This is a genomic window from Williamsia sp. MIQD14 (assembly GCF_051025635.1).
In the GTDB taxonomy this organism is placed as follows: Bacteria; Actinomycetota; Actinomycetes; order Mycobacteriales; family Mycobacteriaceae; genus Williamsia_A.
This window is the reverse complement of sequence record NZ_JBPFDG010000001.1, coordinates 287,166-301,652: the sequence shown is the minus strand read 5'-3', so window position 1 is coordinate 301,652 and position 14,487 is coordinate 287,166. Positions and strand designations below refer to the sequence as shown.

The window sequence follows — 14,487 nt, the reverse complement described above, 5'->3', positions numbered from 1 at the left end:
GTGGCGCAGAACCTGGCCGACCTCTTCGAGCACGCCGTCGATGCCGTCCCCGATCGGGTGGCGGTCATCGACGACGACACGCCGCACACCTACCGCGACCTCGAGGGCAGGGCCAATCGCTGGGCGCGTCTGTTGACCGACCGCGGCGTGCGCCGGGGCGACCACGTCGGCGTCCACATGTACAACGACGTCGATGCGCTCGCCGTGTTCCTGGCCGCCTACAAGCTCCGCGCGGTCCCGGTGAACGTCAACTACCGGTATCGGCCAGACGAGGCCGCCCACATCTATTCCGACGCCGGTGTGGTGGTCGTGGTGGCGCAGGCCGACCTGGCCGAGGTCGCCGACGAGGCGGCCACGCTCGTCGGTGGCGTCCGGCCGACCGTTCTCGTCACCGGCCCCGATCTCGACGAGCACCTGCAGGGCACCTCCGCCGACCGCGAGCCGGTGGACCGGTCGGGTGACGATCTGTTCCTGCTCTACACCGGCGGCACCACGGGGGCGCCGAAGGGCGTGATGTGGCGCCAGTCCGACATGTGGCGGGTGCTCGGCGGCGGCATCGACTTCTACTCCGGGGAGCCGCTGCCCGACGAATGGGCGCAGTCGGCCCGGGCGGCCGAGAGTGCCGACGGGATGCGCTTTCTCATGCTGCCGCCGTTGATCCACGTCTCGGGGCTGATGCCGACACTCGGTGCGCTGTTCTCCGGGAACACGGTCATCCTGCAGGCCCGTTTCGACGCCGCCCGGGTGTGGCGGGTGGTCGACCGGTGTCGGCCGAACATCATGGTCATCACCGGCGACGCGATGGGGCGACCGCTGATCGACGAGCTGGTGGCGCGCGACGCCGCCGGCGACCGGGTCGACACGTCGTCTCTACTCGCCGTCAGTTCCGGTGCGGCGCTGTTCTCCCCGGCGCTCAAGGCGCGCCTGCTGGACCTTGTGCCCTCGGTGGCCATCAGCGACTCCATCGGGTCGTCGGAGACGGGTTTCGGCGGGATACGCGTGTACTCGGCCGCCGACACGGGTTTCGTCACCGCCGATCACGCCGGAGGACCGCGCGTCCCCGCGGGTCGCGGCGCGACGGTGATCGACGACGACGGCGTGCCGCTCACCGAGCCGGGGGAGGGGTGGTTCGCCAAGACCGGACACCTGCCGATCGGGTATCACGGCGATGCGGTGACATCCGCCTCCATCTTCCGCGAACACGAAGGTGTCCGCATGGTGGTCAGCGGTGACCGCGCCCGGCTCGAATCCGACGGCGCCATCACTCTTCTGGGGCGGGGTTCGCAGGTGGTGAACACCGGCGGCGAGAAGGTGTTCGTCGAGGAGGTCGAGGGCGTGCTGAAGTCGCATCCCGCGATCGGCGACGCGACGGTCCTCGGTGTCCCCGACGACCGCTACGGACACCGGGTGGCCGCCGTGATCGCCCCGCGGGGCCCCATCGACCTCGACGCCGTGGCCGCGCATCTGCGGGGGACACTCGCCGGATACAAGGTGCCCCGCGTGTGGTGGCTCGTCGACGACATTCGACGAACGCCCAGCGGCAAGCCGGATTACCGCTGGGCGCAGTCGGTCTCGACCTCGCAGAACCCCGCCCGCGACGACCGTGGGGAATGACCGACCGGCCGTCGACCACACGGTCAGCATTCTTTCCCGCTCAGTGGGAACTTCTGCTGACCATCGACCGGATCTGAGCAACGACGTGGTGTGGCCTTTCGGTGAGGTCGGCCCAGGTGAAGCGCAGGATGGTCCAGCCGTTGGCGGCCAGGACGTTCTGTCGCGTCCGATCGTGCTGGAACGCGTGTGCATCGGAGTGGAACGCGAACCCGTCGACCTCCACGATCACCTTCTGCGCGGCGAACATGACGTCGACCGGGTACCCGCACACCGTCTCGTTGCCGACCCATCCGTCGATGCCGAACCGGCGCAGCAGATCCAGGAGCATTCTCTCGGCCTCTGACCGCGCGCCGCCGGCCGCGGCTGCCAGCTGCCGCTCCGACAGGGTCGCACCGTGACGTCCCGGGTATCGACGGTGCGCAGCGACGAGCTGCTCGAGGGATACCCGGCCCCGCAACAGGGCCGCGTCGAGGATCTTGCTGCCGGCGACCCCGGCGGCGTCGAGAACGGTGAGAGGGATTGCAGTCACCTTCAGACCCGCACGTTCGATGATGTCGACTCCGTGGAGGTCCCGGAGGAGCACCGACACACCGGAGATGCGCCCGGAATGTCGCGAGCGTGGTGCGGTCACCGTGATCGTCTCGGGTGGTCGCGGTTCCAATTGGTGCCACCACGCCGCAGACGGGCCGGACAGTACGGCGCGGCTGCCCACTCGTGCGCAGGCGATCCGCACGCGTGCGCGATGCGACATCGCGCGGTCGGTCGCGAAGTAGACGCCGTTGCCGACCCGCTGCCAGTTGCCGCTGTCGTGCAGTCGGCCGATCGCCGAACTCCCCAGTCCTGCGTCGAGCGCCTGCCGACGGGTGATCACACCGTCGTGGTCGGCGAGGAGTTGTCGGAGGTGCGCGTTCATCGCCTTCTGACGCGGTGGTCACCCGATCGGTTCCCACCATGCACCCGTCAGCATTCTTTCCCGCTCAGCGGGAAAGAATGCTGACCATCGACGGCTCAGCCGATCAGGGCGGCGAGCAGACCGGTGATCACCACGGCGACCGGTCCGCGGACCATGGCGAGCAGCAGTAGCGGCTGCGTGGCTCCGCCCTGACCGGTCACGTACACCGGGGCGTCGAACGGCAGATCGGGTCGGGTGGCGCGACGCACCGTCGCGATCGCCGAGCCGACGGCCACGACGAGTACCGCCGGCAGCGACAGATGCCAGGTGAGGGCGATGACCGCGCAACAGATCACGACACCGGACACGGGGATCACGGCGTGGATCGCGGTCACCTCGGCGTCCGACCCGCCGAGCGCTCGTCGCAGTGCGGGGACCTCGGTCAGCCGTCGCAGTCCGCCGGCCCACGCGCACCCGGCGCGGTAGGCGAGCACTGTCGCGACCACCGGTGCGATCGAGGTCAGGTACAGCGTCTCCGGCAGTGCGAGGGCCACCGCGAGCACCACGAGACCCAGCGCGAGATCGCCACGCCGACGGGACAAGCGGAGCGCGTCGGCCGATATCAACGCTCGGATGCGACCGCCGTCGAGGCGGCGGCTGCGTGCCCACGAGTACGCGAGCTGCCACCGGACGACCCGCGCGGTGTCGATCCATCCGAGGTCGAGCGTCACCGCCGCGAGGCGCGCCGCGGCGATGAAGCCGTCGTCGGGTGCGAACGCGTCGCGGTGCAGACGCGCCGGCGACCATCGGTGCCGCCCCCGCATCCGTGCGCGGCGCGACAGGCGCTCACTCGAACGGTGTTGGTGCACGGTGGCGGCCGCGAAGATCGCCACCGCCGCAACGACACCCGTGCCGAGGAGGGCCGGTGTCGTCGACCAGTCGAGCACGGCCACGACGGTCGCGGTGGCGAGGCACCCGAGGAGGGTGACGAGACCGGCTCGGCGACGGCGAGCGCTCAGGACGGGACCACGGTCGCCGGGACCCGACAGGTGCCACATCGCCTCGGCGCGGGAGAGTCGGATGGGGCCCCACCACCAGACCGCGGTCCCGACCACGAGTGCGCACAGTGCGATCGCCCACCCCACCAACACGATGCCCGGGTGGCCGATGCCGTGGGCGACCCCGATCACCGTCGCGACACGTTCGGGCTGCAGCAGGTACCACCCGAGGCCGGCGACCACCGCGCCCGTCATCACGATCCCGGGGGCGTCGTCGCGGGTGACGCTCATCGGCCGACCGTCACCGTCGTATCGGCGCATCGCGCGACGAGCTCGGCGCTGTGGGTCGCGACGACCACCGACTGCCCCTCGGTGACGGCGCGTTCGATCCGCTGCGCCACCCAGTCGCGCCCGGCGACGTCGAGCCCGGCCTCGGGTTCGTCGAGCACGATCAACCGAGCAGGGCGGATCCACACCGCGCACAACGCGAATCGCTGGCGCTGGCCCGTCGAGAGAGTGTGCGGGAAGCGATCGGACAGCTCGGCGATGCCCGCGTCGGCGAGGACGTCGGTCGCGATGCCGTCGTCGACGCCATGGGCTGCGGTGAGCAGCCGGAGGTGTTCGGCCAGCGTGAGTTCGGCGTAGGTGGCGTCGTCCCCGAGCTCGACGGCCACGAGTGTGCGGAAGCGGCTGTCGGTGTCATCGGCGACCACGTCGTCGGTGGCCGAAGCGCGAAGGGTGACGGTCCCCGAGTCGGGATGCCGGAGACCGGCGATGGCGCGCAGGAGGGTCGACTTCCCGGAACCGTTGGCCCCGGTGACGGCGAGGCAGTGCCCCGCCTCGAGATCGAGGGTGAGATCGGTGACGAGTTCGGCGTCGCCGGCGGACAGGCAGAGACGATCGATGTGCAACACGGTGAGACTTTCGGTGCGTGGGGTCAGGGGGTGTCGAAGACCGCCTGACGCAACGAGAGTCGCGATCAGGCGGTGACGAACCCCTGGCCGGGCGCGCGGGGACGAGCCACACGCACGAGTGCGAGCTCGTGGGAGGCAGGCGTGCGGACCGCGAGATGGGCACGTGACCAGCGATGGGCGACGCCCGGAGGTGGAATGCGTCGGCCGACCGCGATCTGTCGGAACACCCAGCGCGACAACAACGATCGCAGCTGCGGGTGCGAGGCGACGATGACGACCGCCGCACCCAGGGCGACCGAGGTCAGTGCGACAGCGATGTGGGGCAGCGTGGGCGTCGTGAGCCCGATCATGGTCAGCCACCAGGCGATCGCGAGCACCGCGGTCGCCATCACCGACGTGGCCGGCAGGGCCGCGACGGGTGTGCGGGTCGCGAACGAGTGTGTTCTCTCCCTCATTCGCCACCTCCCCGATCGTCGAACGGAACCGCCGTGGGATACGAGTGTAGCCATGACACCGCCCGTGGACGCCCTGGCCGCTTTCGGGGTCGGAGGCGACGCTCCCTCCGGACCCGTCGCGACGATGCACCAACGCCTCGGGCCGACGTTGGTCGATCACCGCGGACGGGTCGAGCTCGCCGCCTACGCGGTCCTGGTCGACACCGTCGGCGGCGGGCCCTTCGTGGTGGCCACCGGTCCCGATCGTGGCGTGGTGCAGGCCCGCCTGGCGTTCGCGACCGCCGGCGGCCCCATCGAGGCGGAGGGGGTGCTGACCGCCGAGGCGACGCTGCGGGATGACGGAGGGCAGTTCGGCCTGACGACGGTCGAGGTGACCGACTCCGCGGGTCGGTTGCGCGGATCGGTCCTCGTCCGTAACGCCCGCACGGGCCGGGTCTTCGATCCGGAGCTGCTCGCCCGCGGTCGCAGTCCGTACGACGTCGACGGCGGGCGACCGGTCCCCGACACGTTGGGCAGCGCGTCGGACGTACCGCCTCGGATCGATCCCGCACTCACCGGCGCGCAGGTCGTCGAGGCCGTCGCGGCCGGTCGGCTCGCCGCCGGTCCGCTCGCCGAACTGCTGTCGCTGTCGATCACGCCGGGCGATCCGGCCCGCGGTACGGGACCCGGCGTGGTGTGCACGCCCGCGCCGTGGATGGCCAACCCGCTGGGGACCATGCACGGGGGCGTCATCGCCGCGATCATCGCGCAGGGCTGCTCGCTGGCCGGTCAGGCCCACACGGCGCCCGGCCAGAGCCACACCGTCAGCGACTTCGCGGTCGACTTCTTCCGCTCGCCACCTCTGGATGCCGGGGACCTGCTGGTCACCACCCGCCCGGAACGGATCGGGCGGCGCCTCGGTGCGGTGTCGGCGACGTTCACCCAGGCCGACGGCACGCTGCTCGCGAGTGCCACGGCAAACGTGCGTTTCGGCTGATCCGGCGCGGTCCCGGGACAAAACAAGCAAGCGCGCTTGCTTTTTATGGGGACACCTGTGACCCTCGACGCATGAGCGTTGTGCACGACCTCGTGGCCGACATGACCGCGGAGGCCGCGTCGCTGGACGATCTGGTCGCCGGGCTCGACAGCGCCGACTGGGCGACCCCGACACCCGCCGAGGGCTGGACCATCGCCCATCAGGTCGGGCACCTGTGGTGGACCGATCGGATGGCCACACTGTCGGCGACCGATCCGCGCGGATTCGACGACATGCTCGGCGTCGCCGCGAACGACCCGGCGAACTTCGTCGACGACGGAGCCGCCGAGGCCGCGCAGATCCCGCCGGCGGACCTGCTGGCGCGCTGGCGGGAGGGCCGCGCCACGGTGGCCGAGGCACTCGTGTCGGTCCCCGAGGGCACCAGACTCGCGTGGTTCGGACCCCCGATGTCGGCAGCGTCGATGGCCACCGCCCGCATCATGGAGACCTGGGCCCACGGCCTCGATGTCGCCGACACCCTCGGCGCCGAACTCCCGCCGACGTCGCGACTGCGCAACGTCGCCCACATCGGGGTGCGGACGCGCGACTTCGCCTACATCCTCCACGGGCGCACCCCGCCGACGACGCCGCTGCGCGTCGAACTCACCGCACCCGACAGCGATGACATCTGGGAGTGGGGACCGGCCGACGCCGACAACCGCGTGACCGGCCCCGCCGAGGACTTCTGCCGCCTGGTCACCCAGCGCCGGGCGCCGGACGATCTCGACCTCGTCGTCACCGGCCCCGACGCGATCGAATGGTCGCAGATCGCACAGTGTTTCGCCGGGGCCCCCGGCACCGGCCGCGCACCGCGGGGCTCCACCTCGACGGCAGGACACCGATGACCGACCATCACGATGCCCTCGCGCCGGTACGGATCGGCAACGCGTCGGGTTTCTACGGCGACCGCTTCTCGGCGATGCGCGAGATGCTCGACGGCGGTGACCTCGACTTCGTCACCGGTGACTACCTCGCCGAACTGACCATGCTCATCCTCGGCCGCGACCGGTTGCGCGATCCGTCACGCGGCTACGCCTCGACGTTCCTGCGTCAGATGCGGGAGTGTCTGGCCCTCGCGCAGGAACGCGGCGTGCGGATCGTCGCGAACGCCGGCGGCCTGAACCCGAAGGGACTCGCCGCCGATCTGGGCGAACTCGCCGCCGACCTCGGCGTGAGCGTGGCGATCGCCCACGTCGACGGCGACGACCTCGTCGACCGGGCCGACGAGCTCGGACTCGGCACACCGCTCACCGCCAACGCCTACCTCGGGGCCTTCGGTATCGCCGCGGCCCTCGACGCCGGCGCCGACATCGTCGTCACCGGACGCATCACCGACGCCTCCCTCGCGGTCGGACCCGCTGTCAGCCACTTCGGGTGGGGCCACGACGATCTCGACGCCCTCGCCGGAGCCGTCGCCGCCGGGCACGTCATCGAGTGCGGAACCCAGGCCACGGGCGGCAACTACGCCTTCTTCACCGAGATCGACGACCTGTCGCGACCGGGATTCCCCATCGCCGAGATCGCCGCCGACGGCAGCTCGGTCATCACCAAACACCCCGGCACCGGGGGAGCGGTCACCGTCGGGACCGTCACCGCACAGCTGCTGTACGAGATCACCGGCCCTCGCTACCTCGGACCCGACGTGACGACGCGGATGGACTCGATCGCCCTCGAGCAGGTCGGCGCCGACCGCGTCCGTATCAGCGGCGTGCGCGGCGAGGCCCCGCCCGACACGCTGAAGGTGTCGCTCAACATGCTCGCCGGTTTCCGCAACGAGGTCACCATGGTCCTCACCGGCCTCGACATCGATGCCAAGGCGCGCCTCGTCACCGAACAGTTCGAATCGTCGCTGACGACGAAACCCGAGACCCTCACCTGGGAGCTGTCGCGCACCGACCGTGCCGACGGTGCCACCGAGGCACAGTCGAGCGCGCTCCTGCGGGTGATCGGCAAGAGCCCCGATGCCGACGTCGTCGGCCGCCACTTCTCGGCCGCCGCAGTGGAACTCGCGCTGGCCAGCTATCCCGGTTTCACCATGACCACCCCGCCCGGCAAGGGCAGCCCCTACGGGGTGTTCGAGCCGGGGTACGTCGCGGCCGATGCCGTGACACACCGTGTGACCCTGCCCGACGGCTCGGTGACGCTGATCGAGCCGAGCCCGCTGCGCGGCCCGTCGACCCCGGACGCACCCGAGACGCCGTCGCCGGCCCGCGACTGGGGCCCCACCACCCCGGCGCCCCTCGGCCTGATCGCCGGAGCGCGCAGTGGCGACAAGGGTGGTAGCGCCAACATCGGTGTGTGGGTGCGTGATCCCGAGCACTACGCATGGCTCGAGGAGACCCTCACCGTCGACGAACTGCGCCGACTGCTCCCCGAGACCGAGCACCTCCGGGTCGCCCGGTACCGCCTGCCCAACCTGCTCGCGGTGAACTTCGTGATCGAGGAGATCCTCGGTCGCGGCGTCGCCGACAACGTCCGCTTCGACCCGCAGGGCAAGGGTCTCGGCGAATGGCTACGCGCCCGCGTGGTCGACATCCCCGATCGATTCGAGGTCATCTGAATGAGTCTTGCGACACCCGCCTGGGACACCCCGGAACGCCGCGAGTTGCGCAGCACCGTCGCCGGATTCGTCGAACGCCACATCCTCCCGTTCCAGAACGACTGGGAGCGCGACGGTCTCATCCCGCGCGAACTGCACCTCGAGGCAGCCAAGCTCGGCCTGCTCGGCGTCGGGTTCCCCGAAGCCGTGGGCGGATCGGGTGGCGACCTCGTCGACGCGACCATCGCCGGCGAGGTGCTGCACGAACGCGGTGCCGCCGGGGGCATCTACGCCTCGCTGTTCACCCACGGCATCGCCCTGCCCCACCTCATCGCCGCCGGCGATCCCGACCAGATCGACCGCTGGGTGCGACCGACGCTCGCCGGGGAGAAGATCGGCAGCCTCGCCATCACCGAACCCGGCGGCGGCAGCGACGTCGGCCACCTCACCACCAAGGCGGTCCGCGACGGTGACCACTTCGTGGTCAACGGCGCGAAGACCTACATCACCTCCGCGGTCCGCGCCGACTTCATCGTCACCGCGGTCCGTACCGGCGGCCCCGGCGCGGGCGGTGTGTCGCTGCTCGTGATCGACACCGACACACCGGGGTTCTCCGTCAGTCGCAAGCTCGACAAGATGGGGTGGCGCTGCTCGGACACCGCCGAACTCAGCTTCGTCGACGCCCGCGTCCCGGTGGCCAACCTGGTGGGTGCCGAGAACAGCGGGTTCACCCAGATCGCCGCGGCGTTCGTCACCGAGCGCGCCGGGCTCGCCACGCAGGCGTACGCCAGCGCGCAGCGATGCCTCGACATCACCCTCGAATGGGTCCGCACCCGCGAAACCTTCGGCAAACCGCTCATCGCCCGACAGTCGGTGCAGGACAGCGTGACCGAGATGGCCCGCCGCATCGACATCGCCCGCACCTACACCCGCGCCGTCGTCGACCGGAAGGTCAGCAGCACCGACGACCTCATCGCCGAGGTGTGCTTCGCCAAGAACACCGCCGTCGAGACCGGCGAATGGGTGGCCAACAGGGCGATGCAGCTCTTCGGTGGGCTGGGGTACATGGCCGAGTCGGAGATCGAGCGGCAGTACCGCGACATGCGCATCATCGGCATCGGCGGCGGTACCACCGAGATCCTCACCGGCCTCGCCGCGAAACGACTGGGCTTCCAGGCATGAAGGGCAGCAAGGCGTGACCACACTCCGTTCCGCGCTCGACCCCACCGATCCCGGGTACGCCGACGCCGCATCCACCATGGCCACCAAACTCGCCGAGCTCGAGGCGGAGTTCGCGACCGCGCTCGAGGGAGGGGGCACGAAGAAGGTCGCCCGCCACCACGAGCGCGGGAAGATGCTCGCCCGCGAACGCATCGAGATGCTCATCGACGAGGACTCGGCCTTCCTCGAGCTGTGCCCGCTCGCGGCGTACGGATCGGACTTCCAGGTCGGCGCCTCGATCATCACAGGGATCGGCGTCGTCGCCGGTGTCGAGTGCATGATCGTCGCCAACGACCCGACCGTCCGCGGTGGCACGTCGAATCCGTGGACCCTGCGCAAGGGATTCCGCGCCAACGAGATCGCCATGGAGAACCGCCTCCCGTGCATTTCGCTGGTCGAGTCCGGCGGCGCCGACCTCCCGACCCAGAAGGACGTGTTCATCCCCGGCGGACGCATGTTCCGCGACCTCACACAGCTCTCCGCGGCGGGCATCCCCACCATCGCGCTGGTGTTCGGCAACTCCACCGCCGGAGGTGCCTACGTGCCGGGCATGTCCGATCACGTCGTGATGATCGAGAACCAGTCGAAGGTGTTCCTCGGTGGTCCACCACTGGTGAAGATGGCGACCGGTGAGGACAGCGACGACGAATCACTGGGCGGTGCAGGCATGCACGCCCGGCAGTCCGGCCTGGCCGACTACTTCGCCCGCGACGAACAGGACGCCATCCGCATCGGACGGCGCATCGTCGGACGGCTCAACTGGCGCAAGGCCGGCCCGGGACCCGTCGCCGAACCGACCGAACCCCGCTATGACCCCTCCGAACTCGTCGGCATCGTGCCCGGCGACCTGAAGATCCCGTTCGACCCCCGCGAGGTCATCGCCCGGGTCGTCGACGACAGCGACTTCGACGAGTTCAAGGCCGAGTACGGGTCGTCGCTGTGCACCGGATGGGCCCGCGTACACGGCTACCCCGTCGGCATCCTCGCCAACGCCCAGGGCGTGCTGTTCTCCGCCGAGGCGCAGAAGGCGACCCAGTTCATCCAGCTGGCGAACCGTTCGAACACGCCGTTGTTGTTCCTGCACAACACCACCGGGTACATGGTGGGCAAGGAGTACGAGCAGGGCGGCATCATCAAACACGGATCGATGATGATCAATGCCGTGTCGAACTCGACCGTGCCGCACATCTCGCTGCTGGTCGGTGCGAGCTACGGCGCCGGTCACTACGGCATGTGTGGACGGGCGTTCAACCCGCGTTTCCTCTTCGCCTGGCCGAGTGCGAAATCCGCCGTCATGGGTGCCGCACAGCTCTCCGGCGTCATCTCGATGGTGTCGCGGGCGGCGACGGAGGCCCGCGGCGGCGTCGTCGACGAGGAGGCGGACAAGGGGATGCGGGCGATGATCGAGGCCCAGATCGAGGCGCAGTCGGTGCCCGCGTTCCTCTCGGGCATGCTCTACGACGACGGCGTCATCGACCCCCGTGACACGCGCACGATCCTGGGGATCGCGTTGTCGGCCATCGACTCCGCGCCGGTCGAGGGGACGTCGAGCTTCGGCGTCTTCCGGATGTGAGCGCCGCGATGACCTCTCCCACACCAGCCCCCATCACCTCGGTGCTCGTCGCCAACCGCGGCGAGATCGCCCGACGCGTGTTCGCCACCTGCGCACGCATGGGTCTGTCGACGGTCGCGGTGTTCTCCGACCCCGACGCCGACGCCCCACACGTCACCGCCGCCGACCGGGCCGTCCGGTTGCCGGGGGAGACCTCGGCGCAGACCTACCTCGACGGCGCGGCGATCATCGCCGCCGCCGTGGCCGCCGGTGCGGACGCGATCCACCCCGGATACGGATTCCTCTCCGAGAACGCGGCGTTCGCGAGCGCGGTGATCGACGCCGGCCTCACCTGGATCGGGCCGCCGCCGGAGTCGATCGCCGCGATGGGATCGAAGGTGAACGCCAAGGAGATCATGGCTGGTTCGGGTGTCCCCGTGCTCGGCGATCTCGACCCCGCCACGCTCGGTCCGTCCGACCTCCCCGTCCTCATCAAGGCCTCGGCCGGTGGCGGTGGGCGCGGCATGCGGATCGTCCGCGACATCGGCGCGCTGAGCGATGAACTCACCGGGGCCGCCCGCGAGGCCGCATCGGCGTTCGGCGACGACACGGTGTTCTGCGAGCCCTACGTCGAACGCGGCCACCACATCGAGGTGCAGATCCTCGCCGACACCCACGGTCGGGTGTGGGCGGTCGGCGAACGCGAGTGCTCGATCCAACGCCGACACCAGAAGATCATCGAGGAGGCCCCCGCGCCTCTCGTGGAACGGATCGGCGGCGATCTGCGGGCCCGGCTCTACGACGCGGCGCGTCAGGCGGCCACCGCCATCGGATACGTCGGCGCGGGGACCGTCGAGTTCCTCGCCGACGGGACCGGTCGGTTCTACTTCCTCGAGACCAACACCCGATTGCAGGTCGAGCACCCGGTCACCGAGGCGACCACCGGACTCGACCTCGTGGAGTGGCAGATCCGGATCGCCGAGGGGGAGCGACTCGGCGACGAGCCGCCGCCCACCACCGGTCACGCCATCGAGGCGCGCCTCTACGCCGAGGATCCTGCCCACGGATGGGCGCCGCAGTCGGGCACCGTGTTCTCCCTCGACCTGCCGGCCGACTCCCGCTTCGGGCCGCTGACGCGACCCGGGGTCCGCGTCGACTCCGGCATCGAGTCGGGCAGCGAGATCTCGGTGTTCTACGACCCCATGATCGCGAAGGTGATCAGCTGGGCCCCCGATCGTCGGCGGGCGAGTGCCATGCTCGCCGGGGCGCTGGCCCGTGCCCGCGTGCACGGACCGGGCACCAATCGCGATCTGCTGGTGACGATCCTGCGGCATCCGCAGTTCCTCGGCGGTGACACCGACACCGGCTTCATCGACGCGATCGGTCTCGACGTGCTGGCCCGTCCCCGCGCCGACACCGTCGCGGTCCGCCACGCCGCGATCGTCGCCACACTGGCCGCGGCACAGGCCAACCGGGACCGGGCGTCGGTGCAGCCACGGGTCCCGTCCGGATGGCGGAACCTGTTCTCCCAGCACGCGGTGAAGCGTTTCGCCGATCCGGCCGACGACACCGCGGCCGACATCGAGGTGCGGTATCGATTCGACCGCGCCGGCGTGGACCTGCCCGACGACCCGACCGTGACGGTGATCGACGCACACCCGTTTGCGGTGACCCTCGAGATCGACGGTGTCCGCACGCGGTTCACCGCCGACCGGTACACCGACACCCAACGCCGCTCGGTGTGGTTCGTCGACTCCGACTCGGCGTCGGTCACTCTCGTCGCCCGTCCCCGGTTCGTCGACCCGTCTGCGGTGGGTGCACCGGGTTCGCTGCTGGCACCCATGCCGGGATCGGTGATCCGGATCGCGGTGGCCGTCGGCGACGAGGTGACGCAGGGCCAGCCGCTGCTGTGGCTGGAGGCGATGAAGATGGAACACACCGTGCACGCCCCGTCCGACGGGGTCGTCACCGAACTCGCAGTGATCGCCGGCCAACAACTCGCCGTGGGCGACGTCCTGGCCGTGATCGGCGACCGCGCACACGACGCATCAGGCAGTATCGAACAGTCCGACCCGAAGGAGACCCCATGACCACATTCGCAGACGCGCCGACCGACACCACGCCGGTCAACCCGTTCGTCGAGACCGCCGAGCGTGCCGCGTTGCGTGCCTCGGTGGCGGCCCTGGCCAAGCGCTACGGCCAGGAGTACTTCATGGAGTGCGCCCGGACGGGGAAGAAGACCGACGAACTGTGGCGCGAGGCAGGACAACTGGGCTTCCTCGGCGTGAACCTGCCCGAGGAGTACGGCGGCGGTGGCGCCGGCATGTACGAGCTCGCCATCGTGATGGAGGAGATGTCGGCCTCAGGCGTCGGACTGCTCATGATGGTCGTGTCCCCGGCCATCTGCGGCAACATCATCGCCCGATTCGGCACCGACGACCAGAAGCAGCGGTGGCTTCCGGGCCTCTCCGACGGGTCGATCACCATGGCGTTCGGCATCACCGAGCCCGAGGCGGGATCGAACTCGCACCAGATCACCACCACCGCCCGTCGCGACGGGTCCGACTGGCTGCTGACGGGCCGCAAGGTGTGGATCTCCGGGGTCGACCAGGCCGATGCGGTGCTCATCGTCGCGCGCACCGAGGACGCGAAGACCGGCAAGCTGAAGCCCGCCCTGTTCATCGTGCCGACCGACGCCGAGAACTTCGAGTACAAGCAGATCGCGATGGAGCTGATCAACCCCGAGAAGCAGTTCCAGCTGTTCCTCGACGACGTCCGGCTGCCGTCGGATGCGCTCGTCGGCTCGGAGGACGCCGCGCTGGGACAGTTGTTCGCCGGTCTCAACCCCGAACGCATCATGGCCGCCGCCTCGGCCATAGGCATGGCCCGCTTCGCACTGGGCAAGGCCGTCGACTACGTGAACAACCGCACGGTGTGGAAGACCCCCATCGGCGCGCACCAGGCGATCGCACATCCGTTGGCGCAGGGCAAGATCGAGCTCGAGATGGCGAAGCTCATGATGCAGAAGGCAGCCACCATGTACGACGCCGGGGATGACTGGGGCGCCGCGGAGCCGGCCAACATGAGCAAGTACGCCGCGGCCGAGGCCTGCGTGAAGATCGTCGACCAGGCGGTGCAGTCCATGGGTGGCAACGGGTTGTCGACCGAGTACGGCATCGCGCCGCTGCTCAACCTGTGCCGTGTCGCCCGCGTGGCCCCGGTGAGTCGCGAGATGGTCCTCAACTTCGTCGCGCAGACCAGCCTGGGTCTGCCGAAGTCGTACTGAG

The 14,487-nt window shown here is 70.1% G+C and carries 12 protein-coding genes; 8 read left to right on the top strand and 4 right to left on the bottom strand.

From position 1 onward, the window contains the following. A complete protein-coding gene (locus tag ACQ7HM_RS01115) occupies positions 1-1,614 on the top strand; it encodes an AMP-binding protein (RefSeq protein ID WP_434214406.1) in 1,614 nt (537 codons plus the stop codon). A gap of 40 nt (positions 1,615-1,654) precedes the next feature. Here ACQ7HM_RS01115 and ACQ7HM_RS01110 read toward each other — a convergent pair whose 3' ends face one another. The 4 genes from ACQ7HM_RS01110 to ACQ7HM_RS01095 all read right to left on the bottom strand — a co-directional run bounded on the left by ACQ7HM_RS01110 (position 1,655) and on the right by ACQ7HM_RS01095 (position 4,873). After that, positions 1,655-2,527, bottom strand: a complete 873-nt coding sequence (locus tag ACQ7HM_RS01110) for a DUF559 domain-containing protein (protein ID WP_434214405.1) — start codon at positions 2,525-2,527, stop codon at positions 1,655-1,657. 95 nt (positions 2,528-2,622) lie between these two features. Beyond that, a complete protein-coding gene (locus tag ACQ7HM_RS01105) occupies positions 2,623-3,795 on the bottom strand; it encodes a DUF6297 family protein (protein ID WP_434214404.1) in 1,173 nt (390 codons plus the stop codon). Further along, positions 3,792-4,418: an ABC transporter ATP-binding protein gene (locus tag ACQ7HM_RS01100; protein ID WP_434214403.1), complete on the bottom strand. Its 627-nt coding sequence runs from the start codon at positions 4,416-4,418 to the stop codon at positions 3,792-3,794. Before ACQ7HM_RS01100 ends, ACQ7HM_RS01105 begins: the two co-directional genes overlap by 4 nt. A gap of 65 nt (positions 4,419-4,483) precedes the next feature. Further along, entirely contained in the window at positions 4,484-4,873 is a 390-nt protein-coding gene (locus ACQ7HM_RS01095; protein ID WP_434214402.1) for a hypothetical protein, read from the bottom strand. Positions 4,874-4,925: 52 nt separating this feature from the next. Here ACQ7HM_RS01095 and ACQ7HM_RS01090 point away from each other — a divergent pair, with 52 nt between their 5' ends. The 7 genes from ACQ7HM_RS01090 (at position 4,926) to ACQ7HM_RS01060 (ending at position 14,486) form a co-directional block, all read left to right on the top strand. Further along, positions 4,926-5,849, top strand: coding sequence for a PaaI family thioesterase (locus tag ACQ7HM_RS01090; RefSeq protein WP_434214401.1), 924 nt, complete (start codon positions 4,926-4,928; stop codon positions 5,847-5,849). A gap of 71 nt (positions 5,850-5,920) precedes the next feature. Further along, positions 5,921-6,733: a TIGR03084 family metal-binding protein gene (locus ACQ7HM_RS01085; protein WP_434214400.1), complete on the top strand. Its 813-nt coding sequence runs from the start codon at positions 5,921-5,923 to the stop codon at positions 6,731-6,733. Further along, on the top strand, positions 6,730-8,448 hold the full coding sequence (locus tag ACQ7HM_RS01080) for an acyclic terpene utilization AtuA family protein (protein ID WP_434214399.1): 1,719 nt from the start codon (positions 6,730-6,732) through the stop codon (positions 8,446-8,448). The genes ACQ7HM_RS01085 and ACQ7HM_RS01080 overlap by 4 nt, the downstream gene beginning before the upstream one ends. Continuing rightward, positions 8,449-9,609 (top strand): acyl-CoA dehydrogenase family protein, encoded by a 1,161-nt coding sequence (locus ACQ7HM_RS01075; protein WP_434214398.1) that lies wholly within the window; start codon positions 8,449-8,451, stop codon positions 9,607-9,609. It abuts the gene before it with no gap. Positions 9,610-9,622: 13 nt separating this feature from the next. Beyond that, positions 9,623-11,221 (top strand): acyl-CoA carboxylase subunit beta, encoded by a 1,599-nt coding sequence (locus ACQ7HM_RS01070; protein WP_434214397.1) that lies wholly within the window; start codon positions 9,623-9,625, stop codon positions 11,219-11,221. 8 nt (positions 11,222-11,229) lie between these two features. Beyond that, positions 11,230-13,290, top strand: coding sequence for an acetyl/propionyl/methylcrotonyl-CoA carboxylase subunit alpha (locus ACQ7HM_RS01065; protein ID WP_434214396.1), 2,061 nt, complete (start codon positions 11,230-11,232; stop codon positions 13,288-13,290). Beyond that, entirely contained in the window at positions 13,287-14,486 is a 1,200-nt protein-coding gene (locus ACQ7HM_RS01060; RefSeq protein ID WP_434214395.1) for an acyl-CoA dehydrogenase family protein, read from the top strand. The genes ACQ7HM_RS01065 and ACQ7HM_RS01060 overlap by 4 nt, the downstream gene beginning before the upstream one ends. Position 14,487: the final 1 nt, after the last annotated feature.